This window comes from Streptomyces sp. MNU76 (assembly GCF_020982545.1).
In the GTDB taxonomy this organism is placed as follows: domain Bacteria; phylum Actinomycetota; class Actinomycetes; order Streptomycetales; family Streptomycetaceae; genus Streptomyces.
The window spans coordinates 213,768-231,462 of record NZ_JAJKLK010000003.1; the positions used below are offsets into that span (position 1 = coordinate 213,768).

Below are 17,695 nucleotides of genomic sequence, written 5' to 3' on the forward strand. Positions count from 1 at the left end.
CCTAGAAGTACCCCTCGCGCTTACGGTCTTCCATCGCGGCCTCGGACATCTTGTCGTCGGCGCGGGTCGCGCCCCGCTCGGTGAGCCGGGAGGCGGCGATCTCGGTGATCACCTGGTCGAGCGTCACCGCGTCCGAATCCACGGCACCCGTGCAGGACATGTCACCCACCGTCCGGTACCGCACCCGGCGCTTCTCGACCCGCTCGTTCTCGCGCGGCCCGCCCCACTCGCCGGCGGTCAGCCACATCCCGGCCCGCTGGAACACCTCACGCTCGTGCGCGAAGTAGATCTCCGGGAGTTCGATGCCTTCGCGGGCGATGTACTGCCAGACGTCCAGCTCGGTCCAGTTGGAGAGCGGGAAGACGCGGACGTGTTCGCCGGGCGCGTGGCGGCCGTTGTAGAGGTTCCACAGCTCGGGGCGCTGGCGGCGCGGGTCCCACTGGGAGAACTCGTCGCGCAGCGAGAACACCCGCTCCTTGGCCCGTGCCTTCTCCTCGTCGCGGCGGCCGCCGCCGAAGACGGCGTCGAACTTCTCCGCCTGGATCCTCTCGGTGAGCGGCACGGTCTGCAGGGGGTTGCGGGTGCCGTCGGGGCGTTCGCGCAGCACTCCGCGGTCGATGTAGTCCTGGACGGAGGCCACGTGCAGCCGCAGGCCGTGGCGGGCCACGGTGCGGTCGCGGTACTCCAGCACCTCGGGGAAGTTGTGTCCGGTGTCGACGTGCAGCAGGGAGAAGGGGACCGCGGCGGGGGCGAAGGCCTTCAGTGCCAGGTGCAGCATGACGATGGAGTCCTTGCCGCCGGAGAAGAGGATCACCGGCCGCTCGAACTCGCCCGCGACCTCGCGGAAGATGTGGACGGCCTCGGACTCCAGCGCGTCCAGGTGCGACAGCGGGTACGGGGTGCCGGTCGTGCCGGTCATACGAGGCCCCGTTCCGCCAGCAGCGCGTACACGGCCGCGGCCGACTCGTCGGGCGTCTGGTGCTGCGTGGGGAGGTGGAGCGCGGGGGCGGCCGGCGGCTCGTACGGATCGTCGACGCCGGTCAGGCCCTTGAGCCGGCCCGCGGCCTGCCGGGCGTACAGCCCCTTCACGTCACGTTGGCTGCACACCTCGACGGGGGTGGCGACATGCACCTCGAAGTACGGGGTGCCGCTGGCGTCGTGGCGCCCCCGGACCGCCTCGCGGCTGTCGGCGTAGGGCGCGATGACCGGCACGAGCGCCTTGACGCCGTTCCGGGCGAGGACCTCGGCGACCAGGCCGATGCGTTGCACATTGGTGTTGCGGTCCTCGCGGGAGAACCCGAGCCCCGCGGAGAGGAAGCGGCGGATCTCGTCACCGTCGAGCACCTCCACCCGATGCCCCTCGGACCGCAGCCGCCCGGCGAGGAGGCGGGCGATCGTGGTCTTGCCCGCGCTCGGCAGTCCGGTGAGCCAGACCGTGGCTCCCTGGGCCCGGGAGGCCCTGGACGAGGTGGTCATGCGTGGGTTCCTTTCGCGGCGCCGGCGGCGATGCCGTGCCGTTGCTCGTGGAGGGAGGCGAAGAGGGACTCCCAGCGGTGGTGGACGGAGTCCGGGCCGTAGGAGGCCGCCGTGAGGACCGCGGCCACGCCCATGTCGGCGCGCAGCACCTCGTCGGCCATCAGCCGGGCCATGGCGTCGGCGAGCGCGTCGGGGTCCTCGGGCGGGACGAGCAGCCCGTCCACGCCGTGCGTCAGCACGTCGGCGGGGCCGGTCGGGCAGTCGAAGCTCACCACGGGCAGGGCGTGGCTCATCGCCTCGATCATCACCATGGGCAGTCCCTCGAAGCGTGAACTGAGCACGTAGAAGGAGGCCTTGGCGAGTTCGTCGTCCAAGCGGTCGGTGTGCCCCATGAGGAAGACGTGGTTGTAGAGATGGTGTTCGTCGATGAGGCGGCGCAGTTCCGACTTCTTCTCGCCGCTGCCGTAAATTCTCAACTGCCAGTCGGGGTAGGTCTCGACGAGCTTCGCCCAGGCCTGGATCAGCAGGTCGAAGCCCTTCTGCGGGAAGAGCCGGCCGGCCGCCACCGCGATCCTCGACCGGGGGTCGGCGGGGACCTGGTCCAGGGAGTGCACGGCGTTGGGGATCCGGACGACCCTGGTCCCGGGCAGGAGTTCGGCGTACTCCTCGCGGTCGCGTTCGGTGAGCACGGCGACCGCGGCGAAGCGCGGGTACGTCTCCTGGATGCGCTGCTGCACGTCCCGCTTGTGGGTGCCGAGGTTCATGTGCTCCTGGGCGACCCGGACCACACCTGCGGTGGCGTGTTCGGCGGCCAGGAAGTTCAGCGCGGGACGGGTGGTGACGAGGACGCCGTCGGTCAACGACCGAAGGTACGCGATGAGCCGGTCCTCGACGTACCGGTTGAAGTGGCGGTAGCCGAACTCGCCCTTGGGGATGTGCCGGGCGGGTGCCTCCAGCTGAACGCCGCGCCGGCGGTCGCGCCAGCGGGCGAGGAGCCCGGACGGCGGGGTGTGGGCGCCCTCGCGCAGGTCGACGACGGTGGTGACCCGCACCCGGGGGTCGAGCGGGAACTGGAGGTCGTCGCGGCGGCGCAGGGCGCTGACGATCTCCACGGTCCAGCCGGCCGCCACCAGGGAGTTGGCCTGGTTCATCACCGTGCGGATGGTGCCGCCCCGGCCGTACGCGTGCAGCAGCAGGTAGCGGATGCGGGGACGCCGGGGGAGTGGTCGGCGGTCGGTCATGCGGGGCCTCCCGTACGGCACTCCAGAGACAGGTTGTCCTTGATCGTGAAGTAGGGCCGCACCCGGAGGTCTCCCGCGCGCTGCTCCGGATACACGAAGATCTTCTTCTTGCCCCGCACGTCGTCGAGGTGCCTTCCGGCACGCAGTTCGACCTCACCGTCCGTCAGGTGGACGTCCCATTCCTCGACGGGCGCGTAGTCGTCGGCGGTGAGGTCGCCGACGGGCAGTTCGGTCTCGAAGCGGTCGCCCTCGACGGCGGCGGCGTAGCGCAGCGTCCGGCCGGTGTGCGCGCGGCGGGTGAGGAGCAGGTGCCAGGCCCCGTCCGCCGGGATCCCGTGGATGCGTCCGACGAGTCTGATGTGCCCGTCGCGCGGCCACACCTCGGCTATCTCGGCGTGCGGCCTCACTGGCTGTAGCCCCACGCCTCGCACATCGGCCGGAGCAGGTCGGGGATCTCGTCGTCGGTGGGCAGCGCCCGCCCGGCCTGCACCCGACCCGTCCTGATCTTGTCCCGCCAGTCGCCGAGGCCCTTGACGACCTGGGCGTCGTCCTTCCTGCCGTAGTCGAGCATGGAGGGCGTGAAGTCGAGGTCGAGGAACGCGCACAGCCCCCGCAGCTCCTTCTCGGCGTCGGCGGTGAGGTCCTCGTAGCGCACGGTGTACCCGCCGGTGGTGCCCTCGCGTGCCCGCTCGACGGCCCTCATGTAGCGCAGCGCGTCGGCGGCGGCCTCGTCGTAGGTGCGCTTGTCGGGGTCCCCCTCGTGCCAGGACCGGGCGATGGAGACCGGGTGGCGCAGCAGGAAGACGAAGCGGGCGTCCGGCCAGCAGTCCCGGATGCGCTCGTACACGAAGGCGTTGCTCGGGGTCTTCTCGACGATGAAGTCCTTGCCCGACCTGACCAGTTCGCGGTGCATGACCCGGTCCCACAGCAGGTGCTCCAGGTCACCGCGCTCCAGGTCGAGGGTGCTCATCGCCTTCTGGGAGAGCTTGCTGCCGTAGCCGACCTCCAGGCGGCGTATGTGCAGCTCGTGCGGGGAGTGCAGCCGCGGGTGCGCGTTCAGGAGCATGCGCAGCAGGGTGGAGCCCGAGCGCACGGGCGACATGATGAAGACCGGCCGCCTGAGCAACCGGTCCGTCGCGAGATCCTCGGGAGCCGGACATCGGTACACCGCCGTGGGCTTCTTCGCCGCCCGCTTCGGCGCCGTGGCCCCGGGCGCGGCGGACGCGACCGGGGAGGCCCTGCGTACTTGCAGACCGGTGGTGGCGGTGAGGGCACGGTTCAGGTTGCGCATGAGGCTCATGCGTCAGGATGGTAAGTAAAGATTCTGAGAAGACCGAAGCGAGAACCTGAGGGTTCTCTGAGTGAACGAAAATGTTCCAGATTTTTACGATGCGGCGGTCACGAACACGGCTCCGGCGTCCCTCAGCCGCCCGTGCAGTGCACGGAACACCGCCGCCGAGCGCACCCCCGGCCAGTTGGCGGGCAGCAGTTCGGCGGGCAGCCCGGGGTCGACGTACGGCAGCTGGCGCCAGGAGTCCAGGGCCAGCAGGTAGTCGCGGTACGCCGCCTCCGGCCGGGTCTCCTCGTGGCTCTCCCAGTCGTGCAGCACGGGCGCGTGCCGGTCGAGGAACGCCTCGTGCTGCTTGGCGATCCCGGCCAGGTCCCACCACCGTGCCACCGCCTCGGCGGTCGCCGCGAACCCCAGGTGCTCGCCCCGGAACAGGTCCACGTACGGGTCGAGCCGCAGCCGGGTCAGGGTGTGCCGGGTCTCCTCGTACAGCCGGGCCGGCGCGATCCACACGCCCGGTGCCGCCGTGCCGAAACCCAGCCCGGCCAGCCGGGAGCGCAGCACGTGCCGCTTCTGCCGCTCCGACTCCGGCACCGAGAACACGGCCAGCACCCAGCCCTCGTCCCGCTCGGGCGCCGTCGCGTAGATCCGGCGGTCGCCGTCCTCCAGGAGCTGGCGCGCGTCCTGCGACAGCGCGTACCCGGCCGCCCCCGTCGCGGTGCGGGCCGGCAGCAGCAGGCCGCGCCGCTTGAGCCGGGACACCGAGGAGCGGACGGAGGGCGCGTCGACACCGACCGCGGCGAGCAGCCTGATCAGCTCGGAGACGGGCACCGGGCCCGGCACCGAACGGCCGTAGGCGCCGTAGAAGGTGACGATGAGCGAACGTGGTGCGTGCTGTTCGGACACGTTGATCATTTTAGGTCGTCGGCATCACTGCTGGTCACTCAGGGTGCGCAGCCGGAACCGCTGAAGTTTGCCGGTCGCCGTGCGCGGGAGCGCGTCCAGGAACACGAACTCGCGCGGGCATTTGTAGGGCGCCAGCTGCGACTTGAGGAACGCGCGCAGCGCCTCGCCGTCCCGGCGCGCACCCGCCGCGACCACCACATGGGCGACGACGACCTCGCCGCGCGCCTCGTCCGGCCGTCCCACCACCGCCGTCTCCACCACGTCCGGATGGCGCATCAGCGCCTCCTCCACCTCGGGACCCGCGATGTTGTACCCGGCAGAGATGATCATGTCGTCGGCGCGCGCGACATAGCGGAAGTACCCGTCGGGCTCGCGGACGTAGGCGTCACCCGTGACGTTCCAGCCGTCGCGTACGTACTCCCGCTGCCGCTCGTCGGCCAGATAGCGGCACCCGACCGGGCCGCGCACCGCGAGCAGTCCCCGCTGTCCGTCGGGCACCTCCTTCCCCTGCGCGTCCTGCACCCGTGCCCGCCATCCGGGCACCGGCACGCCCGTCCGCCCCGGCCGTACGGCGTCGTCGGCCGCCGAGATGAAGATGTGCAGCAGCTCGGTCGCGCCGATGCCGTTGATGATCCGCAGCCCGGTCCGCTCGTGCCAGGCCCGCCAGGTGGCCTCCGGCAGGTTCTCGCCCGCCGACACACACCGCCTGAGCGACGAGATGTCGTACCGCTCGGCCCCGGCCGAACCGTCCGCCCCTGCCGAGCCTGCTTCCCCGGCCGAACCGGCTTTCCCTGCAGGCCCGTTCAGCTCGCCCAGCATCGCCCGGTAGGCGGTCGGCGCGGTGAACAGCACCGACACCCGGTGCTCGGCGATCGCCGACAGCAGCTGCCTCGGGCCCGCCTGTTCGAGCAGCAGGGCACTGGCGCCGGCCCGCATCGGGAAGACGACGAGGCCGCCGAGACCGAAGGTGAAACCGAGCGGCGGGGACCCCGTGAACACGTCGTCGGCCCTGGGCCGCAGCACATGCCGGGAGAAGGTGTCCGCGATCGCCAGCAGGTCCCGGTGGAAGTGCACGCATCCCTTGGGACGCCCGGTCGTCCCGGAGGTGAACGCGATCAGTGCCACGTCCTCGGCCGCCGTGCCCACCGCCTCGTACGGGCCGCGCGCCCCGTCCGCCGACGGCAGCCCGAGCAGGTCCTCGGGCCCGCCCCCGCCGAAGGTGGTGACCCTCAGCCCCGGGACGTCCGCCTTCACGAGGTCGTCCACGTGCCGCAGGTCGCACAGCGCGAAGGAGACCCGCGCCAGCTCGCAGATCGTCGCCAGCTCCTGCGGCCGCTGCTGCGCCAGTACGGTCACCGCGACCGCCCCCGCCTTGAGCACCGCGAGCCAGCACGCGGCCAGCAGGGGCGTGGTGGGGCCACGCAGCAGGACCCGGTTGCCGGGGACCACCCCGAGGTCGGACGTGAGGGCGTGCGCGATCCGGTCGACACGGTCCCGGAGTGCGCCGTACGTCCAGCTCTCCCCGGCGGGCGTGCGGAACACGGGCCGCCCGGACTCGCCGCCGTCGAGCAGCTCGGCGGCAGCGTTGAGCCGGTCCGGATAGCGCAGTTCGGGGAGGTCGAAGGACAGCTCGGGCCACTGGTCCGGCGGCGGGAGGCGGTCCCGGGCGAAGGTGTCGACATGGGCGGTGAACCTGGAGTTCATGACGTTCGCCCCCTGCTGTGTCCCTGCTGCTGTGGTCCCTGCCGAAGTGGGCTCGCACGGAGTGCCGGACTGGCTGGCGTGAGTGGGCTCGCATCAGCGAGCGTATCGCCTTGGTGACGGCAGTCAACAGTTCGCGATATCCTCGGCAGTGGCCCCCAGGTGAGAAGGGACGGGCAGTGACCGCATTCTCGCTCGAACCATCACAACTCGCCTGGCGCGCCGAGCTGCGCGCACTGGCCGTCGAACGCCTGCGCCCCCTGGCCGACAAGGGCGAGCCCGGCCACGTGAACCGACCCCTCGTCGCCGAACTCGGCCGACTGGGCCTGCTCTCCCGGCTGTTCACCTCGGGGGCACTCGACCTCTGCCTGATGCGCGAGTCACTGGCGTACGTCTGCACCGAGGCCGAGACGGCGCTCGCCCTCCAGGGGCTGGGCGCCCACCCGGTGCACGCCCACGGCACCGACGAGCAGCGGGCCCGCTGGCTGCCCCGGGTGAGCGACGGCGACGCGATCGCGGCCTTCGCGCTCAGCGAGCCGGGCGCCGGGTCGGACGCGGCCGCCCTCTCCCTGCGCGCGGAACCCGACGGCCCCGGCCGCTGGCGGCTCATCGGCGAGAAGTGCTGGATCTCCAACGCCCCCGAGGCCGACCTCTACACCGTCTTCGCCCGCACCACCCCGGACGCCGGCTCCCGTGGCGTGACCGCCTTCCTGCTCCCGGCCGACCGCCCCGGTCTCACCGGCACACCCCTCGACATGCTCTCGCCGCACCCCATCGGCGCCCTGAGCCTCGACGCCGTCCCCGTCACCGCCGACGACGTCCTCGGCACACCCGACCAGGGCTTCCGGGTCGCCATGGCCACCCTCAACCTCTTCCGCCCGAGCGTCGGCGCCTTCGCGGTCGGCATGGCCGAGGCCGCCCTGGACGCCACCCTCACGCACACCGCCCGACGGGACGCCTTCGGCGGCAAGCTGCGGGACCTCCAGAGCGTCTCCCACCAGGTCGCCGAGATGGCACTGCGCACCGAGGCGGCCCGGCTCATGGTCTACGCGGCGGCGACGGCGTACGACGCGGGGGACCCGGAGGTGCCGCGCCGGTCCGCGATGGCGAAGCTGCTGGCCACCGAGACGGCGCAGTACGTCGTCGACGCGGCCGTCCAACTGCACGGCGCGCGGGCGCTGCGACGCGGCCATCTGCTCGAACACCTCTACCGCGAGGTGCGGGCGCCACGCATCTACGAAGGGGCGAGCGAGGTGCAACGGACGGTCATCGCCAAGGAGTCGTACCGGCGGACCGGGTCCGAGGGGAGGCCGTCATGAGCGCCGAGCGGGTGAACCCGGCCGGACTGTCGCCCCCCACCGGCTTCTCCCACGCCGTCGTCACCACCGGGAGCCGGATCGTGTTCCTGGCGGGCCAGACCGCGCTCGACGCGGACGGCAAGATCGTGGGGGAGACGCTGGAGGAGCAGTTCGAGCAGGCCCTGGGCAATCTGCTGGCCGCGCTGGAGGCCGCCGGCGGTGCGCCGGCCGATCTCGCCCGCGTCACGGTCTACGCGACGGACGTCGCCGACTATCGACGCCGCGCTCCCCAACTGGGCCGAATCTGGCGGCGGTTGGCGGGCCGCGACTATCCCGCGATGGCGGTCGTCGGCGTCGTACGGCTCTGGGACGAGAGGGCGTGGGTGGAGCTGGACGGCTTCGCGGTCCTGCCGTAGCCCCGAGGCCGAGGCCCGGGCCCCGGTGCGGTGGGTGTCAGGCCGCGACCGCGAGCCGGCTCGGCGCGACGATGCTGCCGTCGGGCAGGATCTCGCCGGTGTCGTCGAAGACGATCGCCCCGTTGCACAGCAGGTTCCAACCCTGCTCGGGGTGGAAGGCGACGACACGCGCGGCGTCGCGGTCGGAGCGGTCTGCCGAGGGGCACAGGGGCTGGTGTGAACACATGGCGCGCCTCCACGTCGTCGTGAGTGCCGGCGGTGCGTCACCGCCTCGCACCACAGACCATGCCCGCGCCCGGAACTCATCGCCACACCCTCGCGCGAGACGTGACAGCACCCGGACGTGCCGTGACAGGACGCGGACATAACCACGGGCGCGCGGGGCGCATCCGGTGGTGGGACAGGCGGAACCGGTAGTGAGGACGGGGTGAACGACGCGTCGACGAAGGGGTGACGATCGCACGATCGGAGAGGTGTGGCCGGTACCTCTGGACTTCCCCTGGATCCCCTCTAAACCCCCCTGGATCACCGCTGGATCCCGTCCAAGGAGGTTCTCCCATGTCCTCGTCCCCGGCCTTCGCGCGCGTCCCCCGGCTGCTCGGCGCGGCCGCCGGCGCCGCGCTGCTGGTGCTCGCCGCTGCCCCGTCCGCGGGCGCCACGACCGAACCGTTCGAGACGGTGACCATCGACCCCACCGGGGTCGTGGCCCCCGACGGCACCCTCGCCCTGTCCGGCACCTACCGATGTCTCGGCGGCAACGGCCCCGTCTTCGTCTCGTCCTCGCTCCAGCAGGGCGAGAGCCGCTTCCGCAAGGGCATCGGCGGCACTTCGGCGGTCTGCGACGGCGCCGACCACACCTGGACCAACACGGACAAGGCCGCCCCGGGCCGCTTCCGGCCCGGCCCCGCCCGGGTGGAGGCCACCGTCACGGAGCTCTCCGGCGGCGGCCTGCCGCTGCCCAGGTTCCACGCCGTGCGGCAGCGGGACATCACCCTCGTCGAGGGCCGCCGCCGGCCGGACACGGCCCGGCGCCATCACGACACACGAAGGCGGCCCCGGTGGTGGGTGATGCACCGGAGCCGCCTTCTCCCTGCCAGGGCCCGCTACTTGAGCAGGTGCACCCCCTGGGTCGTCAGGTCGTAGCGGGCGCCGACGACGGCAACCTCGCCCGCCTTCAGCTTGGCGGCGAGGTCCGGGTCGGCCTCGAGCTTGGAGCGGACGAGCCGGACGTTCGCGTCGATGGTCGCCGCGACCCGGGCGTCGCCGGTCACGCTGTGGTCGATCGCCGGAGCGATCTCGTCCGCGATGTACTGGATACCGCTCGGCAGTTCCTCACCGCTCTCGTCCACCGCGACGGCCGCCTTCACCGCGCCGCAGGACTGGTGACCGAGCACCACGACCAGCGGGATCTTCAGTTCGAGGACGCCGTACTTGACGCTGCCGAGCACGGACCGGTCCAGCACCTCGCCCGCGCTGCGCACGGTCATCAGGTCGCCGAGGCCCTGGTCGAAGACCAGCTCCGGGGGGACCCGGGAGTCGATGCAGCCGAGGACCAGGGCGAACGGCTGCTGACCGGTCGTCAGCGCCTTGCGCACGGCGTAGTCCTCGTCGGGGTGCTGCTCGTGGAAGGTCCGCCAGCGGCGGTTGCCCTTCGACAGCTCCGTCAGCGCCTCGTCCGCCGTCTTCGGCCGCGGACGGGTGGGGGTGGAGTGCGCGGGGTTGGCGCGGGAGGAGCGGGAGACGGGCTCGGCGTCGGCCGGGAAGGCGCCGACCGCGAGGCCGCCGCCGAGGACGGCCGTGCCGGCCAGCGCGGCGCGCAGGAGGGAGCGCCGACCGCGCGACTTGGTGTGGGATATCGGGGCGTCCACGCCGGTGGCGGTCGCCTCGGTGCTGTCGCCACTGTGGGGTGTTGCGTCAGGGTTCACGGCCAGGAACGTACGCCCGGCCTAAACGCTCAAACGTTCAAGTTGCGCAATCATGGACGTGCGTTGATCAATCATGGCCGTCCCTTGAACCTCCCTTGGTCGCTTCGGGAATGGTTCTTGGACAGCCCGTCTCTTTGTGTTCGCCCGGGGCGTGGGAGCGCTCTCCCTCCGCGTGCCCGCGTGACCTCAGGTCCGGTGCGCGAAGACCACCAGGTTCTCCGTGTAGTCCATGACCTTGCGGTCGTAGTCGCCGGCGCAGGTGATCAGCCGGACCTCGGGGCGGGTCGCGTCGGCGTACACGCGCTTGTCGGGGAAGTCGTCCTTCTCGAACGTCTCCAGGGCGTCGACCACGAAGGACACTCTGCTCCCGTCGGAGCGCGCGACGTGGAAGACGTCCCCCTTCTCCAGTTCGCTGAGCTTGGCGAAGACCGCCGGTGAGGTCGCCGTGTCGACATGGCCGGCGATGATCGAGGTGCCCGTCTCGCCGGGCGCGGCACCCTCGGCGTGCCAGCCGACGAGGTTCACGTCGTCGGCGGGCGGGGCTTCGAGCTGCCCGGAGCGGCCGACGGAGAGGGGCACGAAGGGGGCGCTCACCTGGATCTTGGGGATGAGCAGCCGGACAGGTCTGGCCCGGGCCGACCGCTCTCGCCGGTCCGCCGGCCGCTCGACGGGCGCGGTCTGCTCGCCGGGGGAGGCGGATGAGGCCTGCGGGGCGTGCCGGGCGCCCGGCGGGCGGGAGGTGCCGGACGAGGAGTCCTCGCCGCCGAACAGGCTCACCGCCAGGATCAACAGGACCACGGTGCACAGCACGGTCAGATTGACGCGGGCGCCGGGGGGAGAGGAGTGGGCTGCCATCGAAAACCACCTCACAGGTACGGCAGCAGAGCGAAAAGGGACGAAGGAGCGGGCGGGCGGGGCCCGTACGACGGGAACACCGGCCAGGGGCCGCACGCGGGGAACGCCGGCCGGGGCGCACTGCGGGACGCACGCCCGGGCGGGCGAGGGAACGCCGGCCGGGCCGCCACACGACACACGGTGTGGAGGCCCGGCCGCTATCGGGCCAGGTATCGCGCCCGGCATGGGCTCAGGCCACGCTTCCGGCGGTCTTCCTGCGGCGCAGGGCGTACACGCCCGTACCGGCCACCGCGAGGACCGCCATCCCGCCCGCGGTCACCGCCGGAGCGGCCAGCGCGCCACCACCGGTGTGCATCCCGCCGCGCGGCTTGTCGTGGTCGCCCTTCCAGGACTCCTTGGTGGACTCTTCCTTGTCGTAGCCCCCGGCGCCGGGCCTGCCGGACCGCTCGGAGTTCCACTCCTCCCCGCCCGCCGACGAGGTCAGCGCGCCGCCACCGGTGTGCATCCCGCCGCGCGGCTTGTCGTGGTCGCCCTTCCAGGACTCCTTGGTGGACTCTTCCTTGTCGTAGCCCCCGGCGCCGGGCGAGGTCAGCGCGCCGCCACCGGTGTGCATCCCGCCGCGCGGCTTGTCGTGGTCGCCCTTCCAGGACTCCTTGGTGGACTCCTCCTTGTCGTAGCCCCCGGCGCCGGGCGAGGTCAGCGCGCCGCCACCGGTGTGCATCCCGCCGCGCGGCTTGTCGTGGTCGCCCTTCCAGGACTCCTTGGTGGACTCCTCCTTGTCGTAGCCCCCGGCGCCGGGCGAGGTCAGCGCGCCGCCACCCGTGTGAATCCCGCCGCGCGGGCCGTCGTGGTGGCCGTCCTTGTGGTGTTCCTTGCTGTAGCCGTTGTCCTTGTGCTCCCACTCGTCACCGTCGGCGTACGCGCCGGGAGCGGTGACGGCGAGGACGGCGGCCGCCGCCCCGGTGACGAGCAGCATGCGGGCAGAACGCATCTGATGGTCCTTCCGCCGGCAGCCGGGCAGCTGGTGCTTCGTCAGCTGACTTGACCCGACTCCGACGTGATCCACCGTCAGCCGGATCGCACGCGGCCACCACTCAGGGCGCTCAGCCGGGTGAACCGGGGGACGGGTCCCCGAAGGCATCCAGAATGCGTTCGGCGGCCAGCGTCGCCGTCAACTCGCCGTCCCTGACCCGTTGTTCGAGGCCGGGCGCGACGGAGCGGACACCGGGGTGGGTGCGCAGCCGGTCGAGGAGCTCGTCGCGGACCATCGACCAGGTCCAGTCGATCTGCTGGTCCCGGCGCTTGGCGGTGAGCCGGCCGGTGGAGTCCAGGAGCGTGCGGTGCTGCTCCAGACGCTCCCAGACGGTGTCGAGGCCGGTGGACTCGCGGGCGCTGCAGCTCAGCACCGGCGGCGTCCAGACCGCGTCCTTCCCGTGCATCAGCCGCAGGGCACCCGCCAGCTCCCGTGCCGCCGTACGGGCGTCACGCTCGTGCGGGCCGTCCGCCTTGTTGACGGCGAGCACGTCGGCCAGTTCCAGGACGCCCTTCTTGATGCCCTGGAGCTGGTCGCCGGTGCGGGCGAGCGTCAGGAGCAGGAAGGAGTCGACCATGTCGGCGACCGCCGTCTCGGACTGGCCGACGCCCACCGTCTCCACCAGCACCACGTCGTAGCCGGCCGCCTCCATCACCACCATCGACTCACGGGTGGCCTTCGCGACACCGCCGAGCGTCCCGGCCGTCGGCGAGGGCCGGACGAAGGCCGCCGGGTCGACGGCCAGCCGCTCCATCCGGGTCTTGTCGCCGAGGATCGAGCCGCCCGTACGGCTCGACGACGGGTCCACCGCCAGCACCGCCACCCGGTGCCCGAGCGAGGTCAGCATCGTGCCGAACGCGTCGATGAACGTCGACTTGCCGACGCCCGGCACCCCGCTGACCCCGATCCGCCGGGCCCGGCCGCTGTGCGGCAGCAGCGCGGTCAGCAGCTCCTGGGCCAGGGCCCGGTGCTGGGGCCGGGTGGACTCGACGAGGGTGATGGCGCGGGCGACGATCGCCCGCTTCCCGTCGAGCACACCCTTGGCGTAGGCGTCGACATCGATCACAGGTCGTGCCCGAGCTCGTCCGACAGCCGCCGCACCAGGTCGAACGCCGCGTCCGGGATGACCGTGCCGGGCGGGAAGACGGCCGCCGCGCCCATCCGCAGGAGCGTGGGTACGTCCTGAGGCGGGATCACCCCACCGACGACGATCATGATGTCCTCGCGCCCCTCCTCGGCCAGCTGCTCCTTCAGCGCCGGTACGAGGGTCAGGTGCCCGGCGGCCAGTGACGACACCCCGACGATGTGCACGTCCGCCTCGACGGCCTGACGGGCCACCTCGGCCGGCGTCTGGAACAGCGGGCCGACGTCCACGTCGAAGCCGAGGTCGGCGAACGCGGTCGCGATCACCTTCTGGCCCCGGTCGTGGCCGTCCTGGCCCATCTTGGCGACCAGGATGCGCGGCCGGCGGCCCTCGGCCTCGGCGAAGGACTCCACCAGGCTCCGGGTGCGCTCCACGTTCGGGGACTCGCCTGCCTCGTTGCGGTACACGCCGGAGATCGTACGGATCTGGCTCGCGTGCCGGCCGTACACCTTCTCCAGGGCGTCGGAGATCTCGCCGACGGTGGCCTTGGCGCGGGCCGCGCGCACGGCCAGCTCCAGCAGGTTGCCCTCGCCGCCGGCCGCCCGGGTGAGCGCGTCGAGCGCGTCCTGGCAGGCGGTCTCGTCGCGGTCCGCGCGCAGTCGCCGCAGCTTCTCGATCTGCTGGGCCCGGACGGAGGAGTTGTCGACCTTGAGGACGTCGATCTGCTCGTCGCTGTCGACCCGGTACTTGTTGACGCCGATGACGGGCTGCCGCCCGGAGTCGATCCGCGCCTGGGTGCGGGCGGCGGCCTCCTCGATGCGCAGCTTGGGGATGCCCGCGTCGATGGCCTTGGCCATGCCGCCCGCCTGCTCGACCTCCTGGATGTGCTGCCAGGCCCGGCGGGCGAGGTCGTACGTCAGCTTCTCCACGTACGCGCTGCCGCCCCACGGGTCGATGACCCGGGTGGTGCCGGACTCCTGCTGGATGAGGAGCTGGGTGTTGCGGGCGATACGGGCGGAGAAGTCGGTCGGCAGGGCCAAGGCCTCGTCCAGGGCGTTGGTGTGCAGCGACTGCGTGTGGCCCTGGGTGGCCGCCATCGCCTCCACACAGGTGCGGGTGACGTTGTTGAAGACGTCCTGCGCGGTCAGCGACCAGCCCGAGGTCTGCGAATGGGTGCGCAGGGACAGGGACTTGGTGTTCTTCGGGTCGAACTGCGTCACCAGCTTCGCCCACAGCAGGCGGGCCGCGCGCAGCTTGGCGACCTCCATGAAGAAGTTCATGCCGATCGCCCAGAAGAACGACAGCCGGGGCGCGAACGCGTCCACGTCCAGGCCGGCCTCCCGGCCCGCCCTGATGTACTCGACGCCGTCCGCGAGCGTGTACGCCAGCTCCAGGTCGGCCGTCGCACCAGCCTCCTGGATGTGGTAGCCGGAGATGGAGATGGAGTTGTAGCGGGGCATCCGCTGCGAGGTGAAGGCGAAGATGTCGGAGATGATCCGCATCGACGGCTTCGGCGGGTAGATGTAGGTGTTGCGGACCATGAACTCCTTGAGGATGTCGTTCTGGATGGTCCCGGCCAGCTTCTCGGGCGGTACGCCCTGTTCCTCGGCCGCCACGATGTAGAGCGCGAGCACGGGCAGCACCGCGCCGTTCATCGTCATCGACACGGTCATCCGGTCCAGCGGGATGCCGTCGAAGAGCTGCCGCATGTCGAGGATCGAGTCGATCGCCACGCCCGCCATACCGACGTCACCGGTCACCCGGGGGTGGTCGCTGTCGTAGCCCCGGTGGGTGGGCAGGTCGAAGGCGACGGACAGGCCCTTCTGACCGGCCGCCAGGTTGCGGCGGTAGAAGGCGTTGGACTCCTCGGCGGTGGAGAACCCCGCGTACTGGCGGATCGTCCAGGGCTGGTTGACGTACATCGTCGGGTACGGGCCGCGCAGATACGGGGCCATGCCCGGATACGTGCCCAGGAAGTCCAGACCCTCCAGGTCCTGCCCCGTGTAGAGCGGCTTGACCGGGATGCCCTCCGGGGTCTCCCACAGCGGCTCCCCGCCGTCGGTCGCCTTCTCGACGGCCGTACGCCACTCGTCGGCGCCGCCGTCGACGGACGGGGAACCCAGCTCGATCCCGGTGAAGTCGGGGACGGAGGGACGGATGGGGTGGAGGGGTGGTCATCAGGACACTCCCATGCGGTCGAGGGCGGCGGACAGGACGGCCACGGCGTCACAGCCCGCGAAGACGTAGGCGTCGACGTCGGCGTACTCCCCGGGGCGGCCCGCGAGGAACACGTGCGTGGCGCCGGAGGCCCTGAGCGAGGCCGCCTCGGTCGCGGCGCTCTCCTCGTACAGGGCGTCGCTGGAGCACAGACAGACCTCGGTGGCGCCGCTGTCCTCGAAGGAGCCCTCCGTGACGGGCTCGATGCCGCCCGCCTGGAAGAGGTTGGCGGCGAAGGTCGTCCGCGCGGTGTGGGCGGCGGCCGGGCCGAGGGCGGCCAGGTAGATCCGGGGGCGGGAGCCCGTCGCGGCGAGGTGGGCGTCCGAGCGGGCCCGCAGGGTCTCGTACGCCTCGTCGCGGGTGACGCGGGGGAGACCGCCGGAGGGCGGCTCGGGCGCCGGGGCACGGACGACCGGCTTCTCCGCCAGGTGCGGGAACTCGCTGACACCGGTGACCGGTTCGCGCCGCTTGGCGAGCCCGCCGGTGCGGGCCGCCCAGGTGTCGGCGAGGTCCTGGCGGAGGTCGCCCGATCGCAGCGCGGCGGCCTGTCCGCCCAGGCGTTCGATCCGCTGGAAGAACTCCCAGCCCGCGTGGGCGAGTTCGTCGGTGAGCCGCTCCACGTACCAGGAGCCGCCCGCCGGATCGATCACCCGGGCGAGGTGGGACTCCTCGATCAGGATCGTCGAGGTGTTGCGGGCGATCCGTCGCGCGAACGCGTCCGGCAGGCCCAGCCGGTGGTCGAAGGGCAGCACGGTGACCGAGTCGGCGCCGCCCGCGCCGGCGGCGAGCGTGGCGATGGTGGTGCGCAGCATGTTCACCCACGGGTCGCGGCGCGTCATCATCACCGGCGAGGTCACTGCGTGCTGGATCTGCGCCCCGGCGGCGGGCGCCCCGCACACCTCGGCCACCCGGGCCCAGAGGCGGCGCGCGGCGCGCAGCTTGGCGATCGTCAGGAACTGGTCGGCGGTCGCCGCGTACCGGAACTCCAGCTGTGCGCAGGCCTGTTCGACGCTCAGTCCGGCGCCGGTCAGCTCCCGCAGATACGCGACACCGGTCGCGAGCGAGGCGCCCAGCTCCTGCGCCGCCGAGCCGCCGGCCTCGTGGTACGGCAGGGCGTCCACGGTCAGCGTCCGCAGCCCCGGGTAGTCCTCGGCGCACCGGCGCGCGAGGTCGAGGACGGGTGCGATGTCGGAGGTCTGTCCGGTGCGGGCCTCGTGACCGAGGGGGTCCGCGCCCAGGTTGCCGCGCGCCGCCGCCCCGGCGACGCCCCGCTCGGCGTACAGCCGCAGCAACTCCCGTGCGGCGGGCTCCGCTTCGGCACCCGCGTCCAGGACCACGGGCGCGAGGTCGAGGTGGACGCCGTCCAGGGTCGGGCCGAGCGACGCCACCGGGAAGCCGCCCTCGCCGAGCACCAGCCACAGGGAGGTGACGCCGTTCTCCAGGTCCGTGAGCACGGCCGCGCCGTCCGCCGCCGTGTGCCGCTGGCGAACGTCCCAGCCGCCGACGGTGTTGCCGGCGGCCCTGCCTCCTCGTACGAAGGGCGCGAAGCCGGGGTGGCCGGAGGGGGGCGCGGTGTCGTGCGCGGTGTAGAGGGGACGGGTGCGCAGCCCGTCCTCCAGCGCGGTGGACAGGGCTTCCTCGGCCTGAGCGCCCTCGACGTCCTTGCCCGACTTGCGCAGCACGCCCGCAACGAGGCGCTGCCACTGCTCGTGGGTTGCGTCAGGGAACTCGGCGGCCAGCTCAAGCCCGTCGTCAGGCAGGACCGTCATGCTCGGATGCTAGGCCAGAGGCACAAAGGAGCAGCAGGGGGCACGGCTGTGACCTTGCCCTCTCCGGATACACGGTTGAAGGGCGGCGGACCGGGACCGGACGGCGGCAGACGGCGACGGCTGAACGTGCCGAGGGCGTGCGCCGTACCTCGTGCCACGCGGCCCGTGCGCCCCCTCGGCGCGGTCACCGGGCCGACCGAGGACGGGAGCGACCCCATGGCCGAGAAGTACTTCACCGTGTCCGGCATGAGCTGTGGCCACTGTGCCGAGAGTGTCACCGAGGAGGTCGTCGCGGTGACCGGCGTCACCGAGGTCGAGGTCGACGTACGCGCCGGCCTGGTGATCGTACGGGGGAAGACGGTCGACGACGCGGCGGTGCGTACGGCGATCGTCGAGGCCGGCTACGAGGTCGCGGAGGTCGTACGCCGGGCGGCTGCCTGAGCCGGCCCGGCCTGCCGTGGCAGAAGGGAAAGGCCCGGGAGCACC

At 72.2% G+C, this 17,695-nt stretch carries 17 protein-coding genes and 1 pseudogene; 4 read left to right on the forward strand and 14 right to left on the reverse strand.

Annotated features, from left to right (window positions below):
• Nucleotide 1: 1 nt before the first annotated feature.
• From cysD to E4N62_RS07350, 7 genes are all read right to left on the reverse strand, one after another.
• On the reverse strand, nt 2-919 hold the full coding sequence (gene cysD / locus E4N62_RS07320; protein ID WP_230212963.1) for a sulfate adenylyltransferase subunit CysD: 918 nt from the start codon (nt 917-919) through the stop codon (nt 2-4).
• Nucleotides 916-1,476 (reverse strand): adenylyl-sulfate kinase, encoded by a 561-nt coding sequence (gene cysC / locus E4N62_RS07325; protein WP_230212965.1) that lies wholly within the window; start codon nt 1,474-1,476, stop codon nt 916-918. Before cysC ends, cysD begins: the two co-directional genes overlap by 4 nt.
• Entirely contained in the window at nt 1,473-2,717 is a 1,245-nt protein-coding gene (locus tag E4N62_RS07330) for a glycosyltransferase family 4 protein (protein WP_230212967.1), read from the reverse strand. The genes cysC and E4N62_RS07330 overlap by 4 nt, the downstream gene beginning before the upstream one ends.
• Nucleotides 2,714-3,124, reverse strand: a complete 411-nt coding sequence (locus tag E4N62_RS07335; protein ID WP_230212970.1) for a hypothetical protein — start codon at nt 3,122-3,124, stop codon at nt 2,714-2,716. Before E4N62_RS07335 ends, E4N62_RS07330 begins: the two co-directional genes overlap by 4 nt.
• Nucleotides 3,121-4,017 (reverse strand): sulfotransferase, encoded by an 897-nt coding sequence (locus E4N62_RS07340; protein WP_230212973.1) that lies wholly within the window; start codon nt 4,015-4,017, stop codon nt 3,121-3,123. Before E4N62_RS07340 ends, E4N62_RS07335 begins: the two co-directional genes overlap by 4 nt.
• Before the next feature lie 84 nt (nt 4,018-4,101).
• On the reverse strand, nt 4,102-4,920 hold the full coding sequence (locus E4N62_RS07345) for a PaaX family transcriptional regulator C-terminal domain-containing protein (RefSeq protein WP_230212976.1): 819 nt from the start codon (nt 4,918-4,920) through the stop codon (nt 4,102-4,104).
• A gap of 15 nt (nt 4,921-4,935) precedes the next feature.
• Entirely contained in the window at nt 4,936-6,615 is a 1,680-nt protein-coding gene (locus E4N62_RS07350; protein ID WP_230212989.1) for an AMP-binding protein, read from the reverse strand.
• Between the two features lie 176 nt (nt 6,616-6,791).
• Between E4N62_RS07350 and E4N62_RS07355 the strand changes: the two genes are divergently transcribed.
• Nucleotides 6,792-7,931, forward strand: a complete 1,140-nt coding sequence (locus tag E4N62_RS07355; RefSeq protein ID WP_230212991.1) for an acyl-CoA dehydrogenase family protein — start codon at nt 6,792-6,794, stop codon at nt 7,929-7,931.
• Nucleotides 7,928-8,326, forward strand: coding sequence for a RidA family protein (locus E4N62_RS07360; RefSeq protein WP_230212994.1), 399 nt, complete (start codon nt 7,928-7,930; stop codon nt 8,324-8,326). Before E4N62_RS07355 ends, E4N62_RS07360 begins: the two co-directional genes overlap by 4 nt.
• Before the next feature lie 37 nt (nt 8,327-8,363).
• On the opposite strand, the gene E4N62_RS07365 is transcribed toward E4N62_RS07360, so the two are convergent.
• The gene (locus tag E4N62_RS07365) at nt 8,364-8,552 is read right to left on the reverse strand and encodes a DUF5999 family protein (RefSeq protein WP_184900388.1); all 189 of its coding nucleotides are present in this window, start codon (nt 8,550-8,552) and stop codon (nt 8,364-8,366) included.
• A gap of 332 nt (nt 8,553-8,884) precedes the next feature.
• On the opposite strand from E4N62_RS07365, the pseudogene E4N62_RS07370 reads away from it, so the two are divergent.
• Nucleotides 8,885-9,331: pseudogene (locus E4N62_RS07370) on the forward strand (DUF6299 family protein); the annotation flags it as partial.
• A gap of 98 nt (nt 9,332-9,429) precedes the next feature.
• Here the strand turns inward: E4N62_RS07370 and E4N62_RS07375 are convergent.
• The 6 genes from E4N62_RS07375 to E4N62_RS07400 all read right to left on the reverse strand — a co-directional run bounded on the left by E4N62_RS07375 (nt 9,430) and on the right by E4N62_RS07400 (nt 17,209).
• Entirely contained in the window at nt 9,430-10,251 is an 822-nt protein-coding gene (locus E4N62_RS07375) for a carbonic anhydrase (protein ID WP_230212996.1), read from the reverse strand.
• 186 nt (nt 10,252-10,437) lie between these two features.
• On the reverse strand, nt 10,438-11,106 hold the full coding sequence (locus E4N62_RS07380; RefSeq protein ID WP_230212998.1) for a class F sortase: 669 nt from the start codon (nt 11,104-11,106) through the stop codon (nt 10,438-10,440).
• 229 nt (nt 11,107-11,335) lie between these two features.
• Entirely contained in the window at nt 11,336-12,097 is a 762-nt protein-coding gene (locus E4N62_RS07385) for a hypothetical protein (RefSeq protein WP_230213000.1), read from the reverse strand.
• Between the two features lie 112 nt (nt 12,098-12,209).
• Entirely contained in the window at nt 12,210-13,205 is a 996-nt protein-coding gene (gene meaB, locus E4N62_RS07390) for a methylmalonyl Co-A mutase-associated GTPase MeaB (RefSeq protein WP_230213002.1), read from the reverse strand.
• Nucleotides 13,202-15,382, reverse strand: a complete 2,181-nt coding sequence (gene scpA / locus E4N62_RS07395) for a methylmalonyl-CoA mutase (protein ID WP_230214050.1) — start codon at nt 15,380-15,382, stop codon at nt 13,202-13,204. The genes meaB and scpA overlap by 4 nt, the downstream gene beginning before the upstream one ends.
• Before the next feature lie 18 nt (nt 15,383-15,400).
• Nucleotides 15,401-17,209 (reverse strand): methylmalonyl-CoA mutase subunit beta, encoded by a 1,809-nt coding sequence (locus tag E4N62_RS07400; protein WP_230213005.1) that lies wholly within the window; start codon nt 17,207-17,209, stop codon nt 15,401-15,403.
• Nucleotides 17,210-17,425: 216 nt separating this feature from the next.
• Between E4N62_RS07400 and E4N62_RS07405 the strand changes: the two genes are divergently transcribed.
• On the forward strand, nt 17,426-17,650 hold the full coding sequence (locus E4N62_RS07405; protein WP_230214051.1) for a heavy-metal-associated domain-containing protein: 225 nt from the start codon (nt 17,426-17,428) through the stop codon (nt 17,648-17,650).
• Nucleotides 17,651-17,695 lie beyond the last annotated feature (45 nt).

Bases quoted from the DNA above. Each gene is read 5' to 3' on its own strand.
- cysD (WP_230212963.1), bottom strand. From the start codon at position 919: ATGACCGGCACGACCGGCACCCCGTACCCGCTGTCGCACCTGGACGCG.
- cysC (WP_230212965.1), bottom strand. From the start codon at position 1,476: ATGACCACCTCGTCCAGGGCCTCCCGGGCCCAGGGAGCCACGGTCTGG.
- E4N62_RS07330 (WP_230212967.1), bottom strand. From the start codon at position 2,717: ATGACCGACCGCCGACCACTCCCCCGGCGTCCCCGCATCCGCTACCTG.
- E4N62_RS07340 (WP_230212973.1), bottom strand. From the start codon at position 4,017: ATGAGCCTCATGCGCAACCTGAACCGTGCCCTCACCGCCACCACCGGT.
- E4N62_RS07345 (WP_230212976.1), bottom strand. From the start codon at position 4,920: ATGATCAACGTGTCCGAACAGCACGCACCACGTTCGCTCATCGTCACC.
- E4N62_RS07350 (WP_230212989.1), bottom strand. From the start codon at position 6,615: ATGAACTCCAGGTTCACCGCCCATGTCGACACCTTCGCCCGGGACCGC.
- E4N62_RS07360 (WP_230212994.1), top strand. From the start codon at position 7,928: ATGAGCGCCGAGCGGGTGAACCCGGCCGGACTGTCGCCCCCCACCGGC.
- E4N62_RS07365 (WP_184900388.1), bottom strand. From the start codon at position 8,552: ATGTGTTCACACCAGCCCCTGTGCCCCTCGGCAGACCGCTCCGACCGC.
- E4N62_RS07380 (WP_230212998.1), bottom strand. From the start codon at position 11,106: ATGGCAGCCCACTCCTCTCCCCCCGGCGCCCGCGTCAATCTGACCGTG.
- E4N62_RS07385 (WP_230213000.1), bottom strand. From the start codon at position 12,097: ATGCGTTCTGCCCGCATGCTGCTCGTCACCGGGGCGGCGGCCGCCGTC.
- E4N62_RS07400 (WP_230213005.1), bottom strand. From the start codon at position 17,209: ATGACGGTCCTGCCTGACGACGGGCTTGAGCTGGCCGCCGAGTTCCCT.
- E4N62_RS07405 (WP_230214051.1), top strand. From the start codon at position 17,426: ATGGCCGAGAAGTACTTCACCGTGTCCGGCATGAGCTGTGGCCACTGT.